Origin of the sequence: Quadrisphaera sp. INWT6, assembly GCF_015390235.1 — a bacterium.
Taxonomy (GTDB): Bacteria; Actinomycetota; Actinomycetes; order Actinomycetales; family Quadrisphaeraceae; genus Quadrisphaera.
Genome location: NZ_VUOH01000006.1, coordinates 16,097 through 31,735, shown reverse-complemented (window position 1 = coordinate 31,735; position 15,639 = coordinate 16,097). Strand labels below are relative to the sequence as shown.

General features: G+C 74.5%; 15 protein-coding genes and 2 riboswitches. Of the genes, 7 read left to right on the top strand and 8 right to left on the bottom strand.

The features are described 5' to 3' along the window. Positions 1–100: 100 nt before the first annotated feature. Positions 101–331, top strand: a complete 231-nt coding sequence (locus F1641_RS17490; protein ID WP_194907712.1) for a hypothetical protein — start codon at positions 101–103, stop codon at positions 329–331. A 12-nt stretch (positions 332–343) separates the two neighbouring features. On the opposite strand, the gene F1641_RS17485 is transcribed toward F1641_RS17490, so the two are convergent. From F1641_RS17485 to F1641_RS17455, 7 genes are read right to left on the bottom strand one after another with little or no spacing between them, the layout of a single operon-like run. Next, positions 344–1,015 (bottom strand): SDR family NAD(P)-dependent oxidoreductase, encoded by a 672-nt coding sequence (locus tag F1641_RS17485; RefSeq protein WP_194907710.1) that lies wholly within the window; start codon positions 1,013–1,015, stop codon positions 344–346. Positions 1,016–1,022: 7 nt separating this feature from the next. Further along, positions 1,023–2,474 (bottom strand): NtaA/DmoA family FMN-dependent monooxygenase, encoded by a 1,452-nt coding sequence (locus F1641_RS17480; protein WP_206691429.1) that lies wholly within the window; start codon positions 2,472–2,474, stop codon positions 1,023–1,025. Positions 2,475–2,487: 13 nt separating this feature from the next. Next, on the bottom strand, positions 2,488–3,720 hold the full coding sequence (locus F1641_RS17475) for an acyl-CoA dehydrogenase family protein (protein ID WP_194907708.1): 1,233 nt from the start codon (positions 3,718–3,720) through the stop codon (positions 2,488–2,490). After that, the gene (locus tag F1641_RS17470) at positions 3,717–4,934 is read right to left on the bottom strand and encodes an acyl-CoA dehydrogenase family protein (RefSeq protein ID WP_194907706.1); all 1,218 of its coding nucleotides are present in this window, start codon (positions 4,932–4,934) and stop codon (positions 3,717–3,719) included. Before F1641_RS17470 ends, F1641_RS17475 begins: the two co-directional genes overlap by 4 nt. Further along, on the bottom strand, positions 4,934–5,596 hold the full coding sequence (locus F1641_RS17465; protein WP_194907704.1) for a methionine ABC transporter permease: 663 nt from the start codon (positions 5,594–5,596) through the stop codon (positions 4,934–4,936). The genes F1641_RS17470 and F1641_RS17465 overlap by 1 nt, the downstream gene beginning before the upstream one ends. Further along, a complete protein-coding gene (locus F1641_RS17460; RefSeq protein WP_194907702.1) occupies positions 5,589–6,674 on the bottom strand; it encodes a methionine ABC transporter ATP-binding protein in 1,086 nt (361 codons plus the stop codon). Before F1641_RS17460 ends, F1641_RS17465 begins: the two co-directional genes overlap by 8 nt. After that, on the bottom strand, positions 6,671–7,675 hold the full coding sequence (locus tag F1641_RS17455; RefSeq protein ID WP_194907701.1) for a MetQ/NlpA family ABC transporter substrate-binding protein: 1,005 nt from the start codon (positions 7,673–7,675) through the stop codon (positions 6,671–6,673). Before F1641_RS17455 ends, F1641_RS17460 begins: the two co-directional genes overlap by 4 nt. Before the next feature lie 349 nt (positions 7,676–8,024). Further along, positions 8,025–8,112, bottom strand: a riboswitch (SAM riboswitch). 135 nt (positions 8,113–8,247) lie between these two features. Further along, positions 8,248–8,360: riboswitch (SAM riboswitch) on the top strand. A 136-nt stretch (positions 8,361–8,496) separates the two neighbouring features. On the opposite strand from F1641_RS17455, the gene F1641_RS17450 reads away from it, so the two are divergent. From F1641_RS17450 to F1641_RS17430, 5 genes are all read left to right on the top strand, one after another. Next, the gene (locus tag F1641_RS17450; protein ID WP_194907699.1) at positions 8,497–9,858 is read left to right on the top strand and encodes a cytosine permease; all 1,362 of its coding nucleotides are present in this window, start codon (positions 8,497–8,499) and stop codon (positions 9,856–9,858) included. Position 9,859: 1 nt separating this feature from the next. Next, entirely contained in the window at positions 9,860–11,440 is a 1,581-nt protein-coding gene (locus F1641_RS17445) for a hydantoinase/oxoprolinase N-terminal domain-containing protein (protein ID WP_194907697.1), read from the top strand. 8 nt (positions 11,441–11,448) lie between these two features. After that, entirely contained in the window at positions 11,449–12,612 is a 1,164-nt protein-coding gene (locus tag F1641_RS17440; RefSeq protein ID WP_219729607.1) for a DUF917 domain-containing protein, read from the top strand. Then, the gene (locus F1641_RS23495; protein ID WP_194907693.1) at positions 12,609–13,427 is read left to right on the top strand and encodes a DUF1684 domain-containing protein; all 819 of its coding nucleotides are present in this window, start codon (positions 12,609–12,611) and stop codon (positions 13,425–13,427) included. The genes F1641_RS17440 and F1641_RS23495 overlap by 4 nt, the downstream gene beginning before the upstream one ends. Before the next feature lie 75 nt (positions 13,428–13,502). Next, a complete protein-coding gene (locus tag F1641_RS17430; protein WP_194907691.1) occupies positions 13,503–14,711 on the top strand; it encodes a bifunctional 2-methylcitrate synthase/citrate synthase in 1,209 nt (402 codons plus the stop codon). On the opposite strand, the gene F1641_RS17425 is transcribed toward F1641_RS17430, so the two are convergent. Further along, positions 14,678–15,325 (bottom strand): HAD-IA family hydrolase, encoded by a 648-nt coding sequence (locus F1641_RS17425; RefSeq protein WP_206691428.1) that lies wholly within the window; start codon positions 15,323–15,325, stop codon positions 14,678–14,680. The two genes, F1641_RS17430 and F1641_RS17425, sit on opposite strands and share 34 nt — an antisense overlap. Before the next feature lie 43 nt (positions 15,326–15,368). Here F1641_RS17425 and F1641_RS17420 point away from each other — a divergent pair, with 43 nt between their 5' ends. Beyond that, on the top strand, positions 15,369–15,584 hold the full coding sequence (locus tag F1641_RS17420; RefSeq protein WP_194907686.1) for a hypothetical protein: 216 nt from the start codon (positions 15,369–15,371) through the stop codon (positions 15,582–15,584). The last annotated feature ends 55 nt before the right edge of the window (positions 15,585–15,639 follow it).

Here is a 15,639-nt window from a genome sequence, read left to right as displayed (position 1 = left end):
CACGGCGGCGGCTGGCTGGAGCCCTGGACGATCATGAATCTGCCGCTGCGGTCAGCGGATGCGTCTTGTGCGGTCCGCGCGACAGACCCACCCTGGGAGCGTGCTCGTCGACGCGCTGCGCCGCCTCGTGGCGCGGTGGACCGCCCCTCGTGAGGAGTGGCTGCCCGAGCTGGCCGACGTCGACCGGCAGGCGGCCGTCGCGATGACCCTGTGCACCTGCGGCCACATGTGGCACCTGCACGAGCACCCGCACGTGCGGACGGGCTGCGACGCCTGCACCTGCCAGCGGTTCCGCCCCCTCGCGCCGCCGGAGACCCGGGCGCTCGGCTGAGCTGGTGGGGCGTCAGACGACGTCGGGCATCGGCTCGGCGAAGACGCGGAACCCCGCCCGCTCGGCGTGCATCCGCCACAGGTGACCGGCGAGCACGTCGGGGTCGTGGGTGGGGTGACCCACGGCGATTCCCCCGGGGACGATCAGCTGGCCCACGTGCACGCCGTCGTCGGCGAGCACGTCGTGCAGCATCCGCGCGTAGGCGCTCTCACCGGCGAAGGCGACCGACGTCCCGGCGACCGCCGGGTTCGGGCGCGCGCCGCTGCCGCCGTTGACGAAGAGCAGGGTGCCCCGCCCGAGGGTCCGCATGCCGGGGAGCACCTCGCTGACGACGGCCTGCGGACCGAGGATCGAGAACTCGACGGCGGCGCGCAGGTCGGCGGCGTCGGTCTCCAGCACCGGGCGCAGGAACTCGCGCTGGGGGATGGGGCTGTACTGCACCACCTCGACGGGCCCGAGGTCCCCGGCGGCCCGGCGCAGCGCCGTGCGCAGCGAGTCCAGGTCGCGCACGCTCGCCGCGTAGCCGCGCGCGGTGACGCCCCGGTCGCGCAGCTGCTCGGCGAGGGCGTCGACGTTCGCCTGGGTCCGGGACACCAGGGCGACGTCGAAGCCCTGGGCCCCGAAGCGCCGCGCGGCAGCGGCCCCCAGGCCCGGTCCGGCTCCGATGATGACTGCGGTCGTCATGACCTCATCATCGGTCGAGCAGGGACGGGGGCGGCCCGGAGGTCTCCCCGAAGCGCAGCGGCGCGAGCGAGCCGTCGAGGTTCGCCCCGCCCCGGTAGCGCGTCGCGGGGTGGGTCTCCGGCAGCCGCGGCCCCCGCCCGAACAGGGTCTCCCGCAGCGTCTGCGGCGACTCCGGCCGCTCGGCCAGGCGCCCGCGGCGGCGCAGCTCGGGCACCACCAGCTCGGCGAACCGGGTCAGGGTGTCGAAGGAGTGGTACTGCCGCAGGTTGATGCCGTCGACGCCGTCCTCGTCGAGCCAGCGCTCGATCTCGTCGGCCACCACCGTCGGTGTGCCGACGACGAAGTAGCGGTCCTCCCGCTGCTCGGCCGCTGCCCGCAGGGCCTCCCCGACGGTCGTCTCGGGCGTCACGCCGGGCAGCGCGCTCGGCGGGAGGCCCGCCTGGTCGAGCGCGTCGACCACCCGCAGCTGCGGAGGCAGGTTGGGCAGGTCGATCGGGTAGCCCCGGTGGGCGAGGATCCCCTCGACGCTGGAGTGCTTCCGGTACTCGTCCCAGGTCCGCCTCGCCTCCTCCTCGGTGCGCCCGACCACGACCCCGGCCTGCACGACGAACTTCAGCTCGTCCCCGCTGCGCCCGTGCAGGGCCGCGGCGTCGCGCATCCGCTGCGCGTTCGCGCGGAAGTCGGTGGCGGTGCGACCGCCGGTGAAGACCACCTCGGCGTGACGGCCGGCGAACCGCGTGCCGGCGGGGGAGCCGGTCGCCTGGAACACCACCGGGGTGCGCTGCGGCGACGGGGCCGACAGGTGAGGCCCCTGCACGCTGTAGTGCTCCCCGACGTGGTCGATGCGGCGCACCTTCGAGGGGTCGCTCCACACGCCGCCGTCGGCGTCCGCCACCACGGCGTCGTCGTCCCAGGAGCCCTCCCACAGCTTGTAGGTGACGTCGAGGAACTCGTCGGCGATCTCGTAGCGCCGGTCGTGCGGCACCTCGCCGGCCAGCCCGAAGTTGCGGGCGGCGTTGGGCAGGTAGGAGGTCACCACGTTCCACCCGACGCGGCCGCGGGTGAGGTGGTCGAGCGTCGACATGCGCCGCGCGAACGCGAACGGCGGCTCGTACGTGGTGGAGAAGGTGATGCCGAACCCCAGGTGGCGCGTCACGGCGGCCATCGCGGGGACCACGAGCAGGGGGTCGTTGGAGGGGATCTGCAGCCCCTCGCGGATCGCGGTCTCCGGCCCGCCGCGGAAGGTGTCGTAGGCGCCGACGACGTCGGCGAGGAACACGGCGTGGAAGCCGCCGTCCTCGGCGAGCTGGGCCAGCTCGGTCCAGTAGTCGAGGTCGCCGAAGCGGTGGCGGTTGTTGCCGGGCAGCCGCCACAGGCCGTGGGTGATGTGGCTGACCGTGTTCATCTCGAACAGGTTGAGGACCAGCTTCTTGGGCTCGTCCGCGGGGGTGCGGGGCACGGGGGTCTCCAGGTCAGCCCTCGCCCACGGTCCACCACGACGGCAGCGGGGTGCCGTTGACGAGGTGGTCACCGAGGGCCCGGGCCTTGTAGCGGGCGGGGTTGTGGGACGCGACCGTCCTGGCGTTGCGCCAGTGGCGGTCGAGCGCCAGGTCGGTGGCCAGCGCGGACGCGCCGCCCACCTCGAACAGGTCGGTGGCGGCGGTGAGCACCTGGGGCAGGACGACGAGCTGCGCCTGCGCCACCGCCAGGTCCGACGCCGCGACGAGTGCCACCACCTCAGCCTCCGGTGCTCCGGCGCGCAGCGCCTCTCCGGACGCCGTCAGGGCTGCCGCGCCCTGGCGCACGCACGCCGTCGCCGCGGCCGACCGCGCGGACAGGTCACCGACGACCTCCTGGACGAGCGGGTCGTCCGCGGCGCTGGTGCCGCCGCCGTGGCTGAAGCGCCGGGTGCGAGCCCTCACGTACGTGACGGCGTCGTCGACGACGGCGCGGGCGATCCCCGCGAGCACCGCGAGGAGCACCAGCTGCACGAACGCCCCGCCGTGCCCGGGCGCTCCGCGCTCGACCACGTCGTCGTCGTGCACCCGGACGCCCTCGAAGACGGTCGTGCCGCTGCCGGTGAGGCGCTGGCCGAAGCCGTCCCAGTCGTCCAGGCGGTGCACGCCGGGCGCGTCGGTGCGGACCAGCGCGCTGACGCTGCCGGTGGGCGTGGGGACCGCGACGGAGACCAGGTCGGCGTAGAGCGTCCCGGTGCTGTAGTACTTCGTGCCGTCAAGCCGCAGGCCGTGCTCGTCGCGGGTGAGCGCCGCGCCCGGTGCGCCGCCGGAGCGCTCGAACGTGGCGTTGCCGTGGACGGCGCCGCCCGCCAGCAGCTCCAGCCGCGACGACCTCGCCCGGGACGGCGGCGCGAGCACCGTCCTGTCGACGAACGAGAAGTGCGACCGCAGCGCCTGCGCGAGGTTGGAGTCGCGCCGCGCGAGCTCGGTGAGCAGCTCGAACAGCGCCTCGTACCCCGCGCCGTCACCGCCGTGCTCGGGCGGCAGCGCGGTGCGGGTGAACCCGGAGGCGCGCAGCAGCTCCACCTCGGCCAGCGGCAGGCGCCGCTCCCGCTCGCGCTGCACCGCCTCGGCGCCGACGGCCTCGAGGACGCCGGCGTAGCGGTCGAGCAGCTCCGGAGTCGTTGGCGGCGGGGTGGACGGCGGCGGGGTCGTCGGCGCCGTGCGGGGCGGGGTGGTCGTCGTCATCGACCGGGCGCCTTCCAGTCGGGCAGCTCGCCGCTCAGCTCCCACAGGCCGACGGCGCGGGTGCGCTGCAGCGCGGGGTTGTGCGAGGCGACGGTCCGCACGTTGCGCCAGTGGCGGTCGAGCCCGGCGCTCAGCGACAGCGCCGACGCGCCGCCCACCTCGAACAGCCGCGTGGACGCGTCGAGCACGAGCCGCGGCACCACCTCCTGCGCCTTGAAGACCTCCCGCTGCACCACCGCCAGGGCCTCGCGGCGCTCGGGCGGCGGGGCGGCGACGGCGGCGTCGACGTCGTCGGCCAGCGACAGCACGAGCCGGCGCGCGGCGGAGGCCGCCGAGCTCAGCTCGCCGACCACCAGCTGCACCAGCGGGTCCTCGCGGGGGAGGGTCTCGCCGGCGAACCCGAAGGTGCGCCGCCGCCCGCGCACGAAGGCCGTCGTGTCGTCGAGGGCCCGCTGGGCGACGCCGGCCACGACCGCCAGCAGGCACAGCTGGAACACCGAGCCCAGGTGGTGCCACCGCTCGGGCTCGTCGCTCGGGGCGCGCACGTCGGCGGGGTCCACCGGCACCCCGTCGAACGCGGTGGTGCCGCTGCCGGTGAGCAGCTGGCCGAAGCCGTCCCAGTCGTCGGTGCTGGTCACACCGGGGTGCGACGCGTCGACGGTGAGGGCCACGCGCTCGCCGTCGTCGTCCAGCGCGGCGACGTGCACCCAGTCCGCGTAGAGGCTGCCCGTCGTGTAGTACTTGCGGCCCGTCAGCCGCAGGACGCCGTCGGCGCCGCGCGCCAGGCGCGCCTCGAGCTTCGCGGTGGGCTGCCGCTCGGACTGCGCGTTGCCGACGAAGCCGCCGCGCACCAGCCGCGGGTACCAGCGCCGGGCGTGGTCAGCGGGGCCAGAGCCACCAGCGTCGTGGTCGAGGCGCAGGGCCTCGACGAAGGCGACGTGGCCGCGCCACACGTGGCCGAGGCTCGCGTCGGCGGTGGAGAGCCGGACGACGTGCGCGAGCACCTCGCGGAACGACGCGCCGCCCCCGCCGTGCTCGACGGGGACCGCCAGCGCCCCGAAGCCGAGGCCGCGCAGCGCACGGAGCTGGTCGTGGAGCAGCGTGCGCGTCTGCTCGCGCTGCACGGCGTCCTCGGCGGCGCGGACCAGCAGCGCGGCGAAGGCGGCCTCGTCGAACGGAGCGGCGACCTGCCGGCGGAGGGTGGCGACGGCCATCAGTGCATCACCCTCCTCGCGACGAGGTTGCCGCCGGCCTGCACGGCCTGCACCAGCACCACGAGGGTGACCACCACGATGACGATGACCGTGTAGTCGAAGCGCGCCCAGCCGTAGTTGAGGGCCAGGTACCCCAGGCCGCCGCCGCCCAGCGCTCCGGCCACGGCCGTGGCGTCGAGCAGCGCCACCAGGATGTAGGTCAGCCCCAGCACCACCGGCCCCAGCGCTTCGGGGACCACGACGGTGAACAGCACGCGCGCCGGGCTGGCGCCCATGGCCGTGCCCGCCTCCACCGCCCCGGGCGCGACGGCCACCAGGTTGGACTCGACCACCCGCGCGATCGCGACGCTCGCGACGATCGACAGCGGCAGGGTCTGCGGCAGCGGGCCCAGGCCCGTGCCGAAGACCAGCCGCGTCAGGCCCACCACCGCGATGGCGACGATGAGGAACGGCACCGGCCGGACGAGGTTGATCACGAAGTTGAGCACCGCGAACACCACGCGGTTCTCGAGGATGTTGCCCGGCCGCGAGGCGTAGAGCCACAGCGCGAGCAGCACGCCCAGCACCCCCGCCACCACGAACGAGACGGCGGTCATGACGGCGGTGTCGCCGAGGGCCTGCCAGAACCGGGGCAGGAACGTCTCCAGGTCGAACTCACGCACCGACGGCCACCTCCTCGGCCAGGCGCAGCGCTCGCGACGGCGCCGGCGGAGCCGCGGCGTCGAGATCCACCACGGTGGTGCTCACCCGGAGCTGGGCGACGGCGGCCTCGACGGCCGCCGGCTCGCCCAGCAGCTCCAGGGTGAGACTGCCGAAGAGGCGGTCCTGCAGCTCCTCGACGCCGCCGTAGACCACGTCGAAGTCGACGCCGGTGCGCCGCGCCACCTCCGAGAGGAACGGCTGGTCGGTCTCGCGGTCCTCCACGTGCAGCTGCACCAGGCGGCCGCGGTGCACGCGGCGGATGGTGGCGAGCGCGCCCTCGTCGGGCACCGAGCGCAGCACCGAGGAGACGAAGCGCCGGGTCACCGCGTGCTGGGGGCGGGAGAAGACGTCGTAGGTGGTGCCGTCCTCCACCACCCCGCCGGCGTCCATCACGGTGACCCGGTGGGCGATGTCGCGCACCACGTCGATCTCGTGGGTGACCAGCAGCACGGTGACCCCGTACTCCTCGTTGGTGCGCTGCAGCAGCCCCGCGACCTCGGCCGTGGTGGCCGGGTCGAGGGCGCTGGTGGCCTCGTCGGACAGGATGATCTGCGGCTCGGTGGCCAGCGCCCGCGCGATGCCGACCCGCTGCTTCTGCCCGCCGGACAGCTGCGACGGGTAGGAGAGCGCCTTGTCGGTGAGCCCGACGAAGGCGAGCAGCTCCTCGACCCTGTCGAGCACCGCGTCCTTCGAGAGCCCCGCCAGCCTCAGCGGGTAGGCGATGTTGCCGTAGACGGTGCGGGCGCTCAGCAGGTTGAACTGCTGGAAGATCATCCCGGTCTGCTGGCGGGCCGCGTACAGCTCTTTGCCGCTCAGCGCGGTGGTGTCCCTCCCCGCGACCACGACGCGGCCGCTGGTCGGCCTCTCCAGCCCGTTGACCGTGCGCAGCAGGGTCGACTTGCCCGCACCCGAGCACCCGACGACGGCGTGGATCTGCCCCGCCTGCACCGACAGCGACACCTCCCTCAGCGCCTCCACGCGGGAGGTGCCGCTGCCGAAGACCTTCGAGACGCGGTCGAACTCGATCGCGGTGCTCATGCGGCTGCGCCCTGGGCCTGGAGCTCGGCGAGGGTGTCGCGCAGCTGCTGCACGGGGACGTCGACCAGCACGGTGCTGCCGAAGTTCTCGGCCTCGAGCGCCTGCGCGACGCGCGGGTCGGTGTAGGCCTCCTCGAGCACGGCCCAGGCCGGGTCGTCGGCCTTCTCGGCGGTGGTCGCGACCACGTTGACGTACGGCAGGTTCTTGTCGGCGAGCGAGTCGTCGAGGTACAGCGCGTCGTCCTTGGTCACGCCCTGGGAGGGGTCGAAGTACGACGTGCCGACCACCACGGCCGACAGGCTCGGGTCGGTGAAGTTCTGCGGCATGTTGCGGGCCGGGACCTCGACGAACTGCAGGTCCTTCGGGTTGCCGGTGACGTCCTCGGTGGTGGGGAAGACCCCGGCGGCGTCGTCCACGGTGATCAGCCCCGCGGCGTCGAGGATGCCGAGGGCGCGGCCCCCGTTGGACGGGTCGTCCGGGATGGCGATCCGGCCGCCGTCGGGGATGGCCGCGACGTCGTCCAGCGTCGAGGAGAAGATCCCCCACTGCGTGATGACGGTCGAGAAGACGGGGGTGATGTCCGCGCCGTTCTCGCGGTTGAACGCCGACAGGTACAGCACGTGCTGGAAGGCGTTGCCGTCGACGCTGCCGGCCACCAGCTCGGTGTTGGGGAGCACCCAGTCGTCGACGTTGGTCCAGGTCACGTCGAGGCCCTTCTCCGCCGAGACCTCCGTGATGGCGTCCTGGAACTGGGTGTCCTCCGCCACGGCGAGGTTGAGGCTGAGCCGCTCCTGCGGCGCACCGTCACCACTGGAGCCGCCCGCGCCGGCGGCCTCCGCCGACCCGCCCGAGGTGTTGGCGACGACGACGCCCGCGACGACGCCGGCCACGGCCAGGGCCCCGACGACGGCGGCGATGACGCCCCTCCGGCGCTCCTGGCCGCGGGCGGCGACGGCGGCGCGCAGGTCGCTCGGCTGCTGGGGGGTGCTGTTGTCAGACATGGCTGTCCCTCGGTGTGGGCGCGCGTCAGCGCTGGGATGGGGGTGCTGGGGGGTGTTCTGGGTGTGCGTCATCGCCGCGGCGGGCCGTCGACGTGACGGCTCCGCCCCGGTGGAGGCGCGGGGTGGTGCGGGGTGGGGTACCGCTGGCTGCCGACCCGCGTCAGGCGGGTCGCGGCGCTGCGGGGGTCGCCTCGGCGACCGGTGCGCAGCGCTCCGTCAGCGCACGAGCGCGTCGGGCAGGTGCAGGGGCGGACCGGTCAGACGGCCGACGGCCGACAGCGCAGCCCGGGGACGGGCGCGCAGCACGAGAGCCCGGAACGGGCGGAACAGGGGTGCATCACAGGAACTGCCTCCATCGGTCCTGGCGGGAGCACCTGCCCGGAGGCTGGTTGCTGCGGCGTCGACGAGCCAGATCTCTCGGCCGCTCTGGATGGGTTGACCGAATGTCTACCGACCCCGCGCAGCCCTGTCAACGCTCCGGGTGTCATCCGCCCCGGCGCGGCGCGGGTGCCGGGCCTCCGGCGGCGGGTCGTTGACGAGGGGGGCGGCCGTCCCTACCCTCTGCCCCGGACGGTCATGAGCGGCAGCACCGAGCCCTGGCTCGCTGCCCAGCAACCCCCTCTCGCGGTGGGGTGCTCCAGGTGAAGACCGGGCGGGTCCCGACCAGGGCCCGTCAGCGCGAACCCGCAGGAGGAGCAGCACGGGACACGTCTCGCCCCATTACGCCATCAAATGGGGCAACCCTCCCGTCCGTCCTCTCGGCGTCCCACGCCCCAGCCCCACCACGCCCAGCCACACCCCAGCCAGCCCAGGAGACGACCATGAGTGCTGCCACGGCGCACGACGACTACGCGCAGGTGCGCGTCCCCACCGAGGCCCGCTACCCGTGGTGGTCGGTGGCCATCCAGCGCTTCGGGATGCTCTCCGCCTTCGGGCAGTTCCTCCTCGGCGCCACGCTGGGCTTCGGCCAGAGCTTCTGGACGGCGTTCTGGTCCATCACCCTCGGCGCGGTGATCCTCGAGGTCGTCTCGATCTTCCTCGGCATCATGGGCATGCGCGAGGGCATGCAGACCTCGATGCTGTCGCGCTGGTGCGGCTTCGGCCGCGCCGGGTCGGCGATCATCGGGCTGGCCATCGGCGTGAGCCTCATCGGCTGGTTCGGCGTGCAGTCGGGCGTCGCCGCGGCGGGCCTGGGCGCCCTGGTGCCCTCGGTGCCGGTGTGGGTCTGGTCGATCGTCGCCGGCCTGGGCGTCACGGCCATCTGCGTCTACGGCTTCAAGTCGATGGCGTGGACGGCCTACATCACCGTCCCGATCTTCCTGGTGCTCGTGGGCTGGGCCATCGTGGCCGAGCTGCAGCGCCACAGCCTCAGCGAGCTCGTCGCCTCCGCCCCCGCCGGCCCGGAGCTGACCCTGCTGCAGGGCACCACCCTGGTGGCCGGCGGCTTCATCGTCGGCGCGATCATCAGCCCCGACCTGACCCGCTACAACCGCTCCGCCGCGGACGTGGTGAAGCAGACCGTCATCTCGGTCTCCCTCGGCGAGTACCTCATCGGCCTGATCGGCGTCCTGCTGGCCCACGCCGTGCGCTCCGCCGACATCATCACCATCGTGACCTCCAGCGTCGGCTGGGTCGGCATCCTCATCACCATCGTCGGCGTGCTGAAGATCAACGACTGGAACCTGTACTCCTCGGGCCTCGGCATCGTGAACTTCGCGGGCACCGTCTTCGACCGGCGCGTCAACCGCGCCGTCGTCACCGCCGTCATCGGCGTGGTCGGCAGCGTGGCGGCCGCCGTCGGCATCCTCGGCGTCTTCATCCCCTTCCTGATCGTGCTGGGGTCGGTCTTCCCGCCCATCGCCGGCATCTTCGTGGCCGAGTACTTCGTGGTGAAGCGCTGGCGCGCCGACCTCGAGGCCACCCGCCACGGCACGGACGTGCCGCCGGTGGCGCCCCAGTGGGTCCCCGCCACGCTCGTGATCTGGCTGGTCTCCGCGGTGGTCGGCTACTTCGTCACCTGGGGCCTGCCCAGCATCAACAGCCTGGTCGTGGCGTTCGTCCTGTACGTCGTGGCGGGCAAGGCCGGTCTCGTGCGCGGCTACGGCGAGGGCCGCACAGAGACCTACGACGCCGCGCGCTCGGGTGGGCTCACCGGCGACGAGCGCCAGACCGTGGGCGCCTGACGTGCACATCGGCATCGACGTCGGGGGCACCAACACCGACGCCGTCCTGGTGGAGGGCTCCCGCGTCCTGGCGGCCGTGAAGACGTCCACCACCGAGGACGTCTCCTCCGGCATCGACGCGGTGCTGGCGGCGCTGGCCGCAGCGCACCGCTTCGGACCCGCCGACGTGCGCGCGGTGATGATCGGCACCACCCACTTCATCAACGCCCTGGTCGAGGGGCGCCACCTGGCGCCGACGGCGGCTCTGCGGCTGGGCCTGCCCGCCACGGCGTCGCTCCCGCCGCTGGTCGACTGGCCCGAGCGCCTCGTCGCGGCGTGCTCGGGCACGCCGTACCTGGTGCACGGCGGCCACGAGTTCGACGGTCGCCGCATCTCCGACCTGCGCGAGGCCGAGGTGGTGGCCGCGGCCCACGACATGGCCGAGCGCGGCATCGCCAGCATCGCCGTCAGCAGCGTCTTCTCGCCGGTCAGCGCCGAGTTCGAGGAGCAGGCGGCGGCGATCATCGCCCGCGAGCTGCCCGGCGTGCCGATCTCGCTGTCCAGCCAGGTGGGCAGGGTCGGGCTGCTCGAGCGCGAGAACGCGACCGTCATCAACGCCGCCCTGCGGCTGCTGGCCGACGGCGTGGTCGCCGGCCTGGACGCCTCCGTGCGCCGGGCCGGCATCTCCGCCCCGCTCTACCTCTCCCAGAACGACGGCACGCTGATGGACGTCGAGCGGGCACGCGCCTACCCGGTGGCCACCTTCGCCTCCGGGCCGACGAACTCCATGCGCGGGGCCGCCTTCCTCTCGGGCCACGGCACGTGCGCCGTCGTCGACGTCGGCGGCACCACCGCCGACATCGGCATGCTCGTGCACGGCTTCCCCCGGGAGGCGACCACCGAGGTCGAGGTCGCGGGCATCCGCACCAACTTCCGCATGCCCGACGTGCTGAGCATCGGCATCGGCGGCGGGTCCCTGGTCCGCGGCGCCGGCTCCGGCGGCTCGGGCGGTCCGGTCACCGTGGGCCCCGACTCGGTCGGCTTCCGCCTGACCCAGAGGGCCCTCGTCTTCGGGGGCGACGTCCTGACCGCCACCGACGTGGCGGTCGCGGCGGGTCTGGCGGACGTCGGCGACGCCTCGCTGGTGGCCCACCTCGACCGGTCCCTCGTGGACGCGGCGCTCGCGCGCATCGGCGCCGACGTCGCGGAGGTGGTCGACAGGATGCGCCTCAGCGCCGAGCCCGTGCGCGTCGTCGCCGTCGGCGGCGGGTCGATCCTCCTGCCGGAGGAGCTGCCCGGCATCGGGGCCGTCGAGAGGCCCGAGAACCACGCGGTCGCCAACGCCATCGGCGCCGCCATCGCCCAGGTGGGAGGAGAGGTGGACCGCGTGTTCGCCGTAGCACCGGGCCAGCGCGACGCCGTGCTGGACGCCGCCAAGTCCGAGGCCGTCGACCGCGCCGTCGCCGCAGGCGCGGACCGCGCCAGCACGCAGGTGGTCGACGTCGACGAGGTCCCCATGGCGTACCTGCCGGGGGGCGCGACGCGCATCCGCGTCCGCGCCGTCGGCGACCTCGTGCTCGACGCCCTGGCGGGTGCCCGATGAGCCCGTCGGTGAGCCCCGCGGTGAGTGCCCCCGCGGTGCTGGCCGAGCTGCGCGCCGAGGACGTCCCCGACGTCGCCGCGGGAGCAGCGGTGCTGGGCACCGGCGGCGGTGGCGACCCGTACATCGCGGCCCTCCTCGCCCGAGCGGCCCTCCTCGAGCACGGCCCGGTGCCGATCGTCCCGCTGGAGCGGGGCGCTCTGGCCGACGACGCCGCGGTGTACTCGGTGGGGATGATGGGAGCGCCGACCGTGATGGTCGAGAAGCTGCCGCCCGCCGAGCAGCCGGCCCAGGCGATCCGGGTGCTCGCCCGGTACCGCGGCCTGGAGCCGTCGCACGTCGCGTGCCTGGAGATCGGTGGGCTCAACGCCCTGCTGCCGTTCGTCGCCGCCGCCCAGCTGGGCCTGCCGGTGCTCGACGGCGACGGCATGGGGCGCGCCTTCCCCGAGGTGCAGATGGTGCTGCCGACCACGTACGGCGTGGCGACCACCCCGATGTCCATCACCGACGAGAAGGGCAACGGCGGGATCTTCGACACCGCGACCCCGCTGTGGGCCGAGCGCCTGGCCCGCACCGCGACGGTGGAGATGGGCTGCTCCGCGACGATCTCGCTGTACCCCATGACCGGGCAGCAGGCCCGCACGTCGCTGATCCCGGGGACCGTCTCCCTGTGCGCGCGGATCGGCCGGCGCCTGCGCACGGCCCGCGCCGAGCACCTCGACCCGGTCGCCGAGGTCGTCGACGAGGTGGGTGGCCGCGAGCTGTTCGCGGGCACCGTCGTCGACGTCGCCCGGCGCACCGAGACCGGCTTCGCCCGCGGCACCGCCACGGTCGCCGGGGCACCGACCGGTGGCGACCCGGCCGCGCGGACGCACTCCGCGCGGCTGGAGTTCCAGAACGAGCACCTGCTGGTCGCCCTCCGCGAGGCGGCTGACACCACCGGTGAGGGCGAGCAGCTGCTGGTCACCGTGCCCGACCTCATCTGCGTGCTCGAGGCAGACACCGGCCAGGCCGTCACCACCGAGAAGCTGCGCTACGGCCAGCGGGTGCGCGTCATCGCCATCCCCGCCGACCCGCGCTGGCACTCCGAGGCCGGGGTCGCCCTGGTCGGACCGCGCTACTTCGGCTACGACACCGACCCCGTGCGCGTGGCCGGCGCGGGCGCGGTCCGGTGACCGCCGTCGACGGGCGCGCCGCGGAGTGGGAGCGGTGGCGCGCCGGCCGGGAGGCCTCGGTCCGCACGGTCCCGGGGAACCTCGCGCTGGTGTCGTACCAGCCGCTCACCGCTCACGGCGCGCCCGTCGACGTCCTCGCCGGCGGGCCGGCGGCAGGAGCGCTGGTGCGCCGCTCCGCTCGGGGAGCGCGCTTCGTGCTCCCCGAGGGGGTCGCGCACCTGGACGGACGCCCCGTCTCCGGTGAGGTGGACGTGGCCCTGCTGGGGGCCGACGGCGCCCCGGTGCTCCGGCTGGGGCGGTACGCCGTCGACGTCTTCAGCCTCGACGGCGCCGACGCCGAGCTGCGCGTCTACGACGAGAGGGCGCCGGCGCTGGAGCGCTTCGCCGGCATCGACGCCTACCCCTACGACCCGGCGTGGGTCCTGCCCGCGCGCTGGTCACCGGCTCCTTCGGTGAGCGCCGTCCCGTGGGGCTTCAGCCGCGCGGCCGACACCGGGCACGCGAAGAAGGTCCCCGGGACCCTCGCCGTGGAGGTGGACGGCCAGCACCTCGACCTGGTCGCCTTCCTCGACGGGGAGGCCCTCGTGCTCGTCTTCGCCGACGGGACGACGGGCGCCGAGTCGTACGCGCCGGGGCGGTTCCTGCGCCTGGACCGCCCCGTGGGCAGCGAGGTCGAGCTCGACCTCAACCGCGCCTTCGTCCCGCCCTGCGGCTTCTCGGACTGGTACTCGTGCCCGCTGCCGCCGGCGGAGAACCGCATCGCGGCTCCGGTGCGGGCCGGGGAGCGCCGCGTGCTCTGGCGGCCCGGGGGCTGAGGCGCCGCCGCCCGGCGTGGCGCGCGCGGCGGTCGTGGGACACGATCGCCGGACGTCGTCGCGAAGGAGCGGACCATGGCGAGCACGACCCCCGGCACCCCCACGAGCACCCCCACCGGCACCCCCACCGGCACCCCCACCAGCACGTCGGGGGGCGCTGCGCCGGAGCCCGAGGTGCGCCGGGGGCTGGCCGGCGTCGTCGCCGACACCACCGCGATCTCCAAGGTCGACCCGGCCTCGAACTCCCTGCTCTACCGCGGCTACCCGGTGCAGGAGCTCGCCCAGCGGTGCTCGTTCGAGCAGGTCGCCTGGCTGCTGTGGCACGGCGAGCTGCCCGACGACGCCCAGCTCGCCGCCTTCACCGCCGCCGAGAGGGCCGGGCGCGCCCTGGACGAGCGGGTCCGCGCCGTCATCGACCAGCTGCCGCTGTCCGCGCACCCCATGGACGTCGTGCGGACGGCCGTCAGCGTGCTGGGGGCCCTGGACCCCGACGCCGGGGCGAGCACCCCGCAGGTGGAGGCGGCCAAGGCCGAGCGCCTGTTCGCGGCCCTGCCCGCCGTGGTCGCCCTGGCCCAGCGGCGGGCCCGCGGCCTCGACGTCGTCGCCCCGCGAGACGACCTGGGGCACGCCGCCAACTTCTTGTGGATGACGTTCGGAGAGGAGCCCGACGCCGGTGTGGCGCGGGCGTTCGAGGTGTCGCTGGTGCTGTACGCCGAGCACTCCTTCAACGCCTCGACGTTCACCGCGCGGGTGGTGACCTCCACGCTGTCGGACCTGCACTCGGCCGTCACCGCGGCGGTCGGGGCGCTGAAGGGGCCGCTGCACGGCGGTGCCAACGAGGCGGTGTGGGAGGTCTTCGAGGAGATCGGGCTGGGGGAGGGCTCACCGGAGCGGGCGCGGGCCTGGCTCGACCGGGCGCTCGCGGAGCACCGCAAGATCATGGGCTTCGGCCACCGGGTGTACCGCTCGGGCGACTCGCGCGTTCCCACGATGCACGCGGCGCTGGTCGAGCTCGCCGGGCAGCTCGGCCGCCGGGACGTCCTCGACCTCTACGACGCCCTCGAGGCGGCGATGACCTCCGCCAAGCAGATCCAGCCCAACCTCGACTACCCCTCCGGCCCGGCGTACCACCTCATGGGCTTCGACACGGCGCTGTTCACGCCGATCTTCGTGGCTGCCCGCGTGGTCGGGTGGACCGCGCACGTCATGGAGCAGCGCGCGGCGAACTCCCTGATCAGGCCGCTGTCGGCCTACGACGGCCCTGCCGAGCGCCACCTGTCCTGACCCACCGCCCACGCGCGGAGCCCGGGGGCCGCCCCAGCCAACGAGGTGACGACGACGTCGGCCCCCGCCGCCACCAGGTCGGCGCGCGGGTGTGACGACGTCAGTCCCACCACCCGCATCCCTGCGCTGCGGCCGGCGCGGACCCCGGCGGGGGCGTCCTCGACCACGACGCAGCCCGCGGGCTCCACGCCGAGGCGCTCCGCGGCCAGCAGGTAGCCCTCTGGGTCGGGCTTGCCGCGGTCCACGCTCGCGCCGTCGACCAGCACGGTCGGCAGCGGGAGTGCGCCGGCAGCCAGCCGGGCGCGGACGCGGTCCGCATCTCCCGAGGTGACCACCGCCCACCGGTCCGGTGGCAGCTGAGCGAGCAGGGGGGCAGCGTCCGCGAACACGAGGAAGGCCTCGGGGGTCTCGTCGACCAGCCGGGTCAGCCACGCGTGCTCGGCCACGGGATCGAGGTGGGGTGCGACCTCCGCGATGGTGTCGACCGGCCGCCGAGCGTGCGTCGCCTCCAGCACGGCCACCGGGTCGAGCCCGTGTCGGCGCGACCACCGCTCCCAGACACTGGCGTACCCGGCATGGGAGTCGACCAGCACGCCGTCGGCGTCGAAGAGCACAGCCCGTCGTGGCGGTCGTGGCGGCGTCGTCATGGTCGTCACTGTGCCTGACGGGGGTGGCGACGTGGAGTGCTCCGCTGGTGCGCCCCTTCGTCGTGAGCGCGCGGTCACGCTGATGGGGCGCATCTCCGGAGCGCCGCCACCTGGTCGCCTGGACCTGCTGGGCCTGCTGGGCCTGCTGGGCCTGCTGGGCCTGCTGGGCGGTGTTCCTTGTGCTCCGCAGGTGCGCCCCTTCGTCGTGAGCGCCCGGTCACGCTGAAGGGGCGCACCTGCGGAGCCTCGGTCCTGACCGAGGCGGTCGACGGGCACCGCAG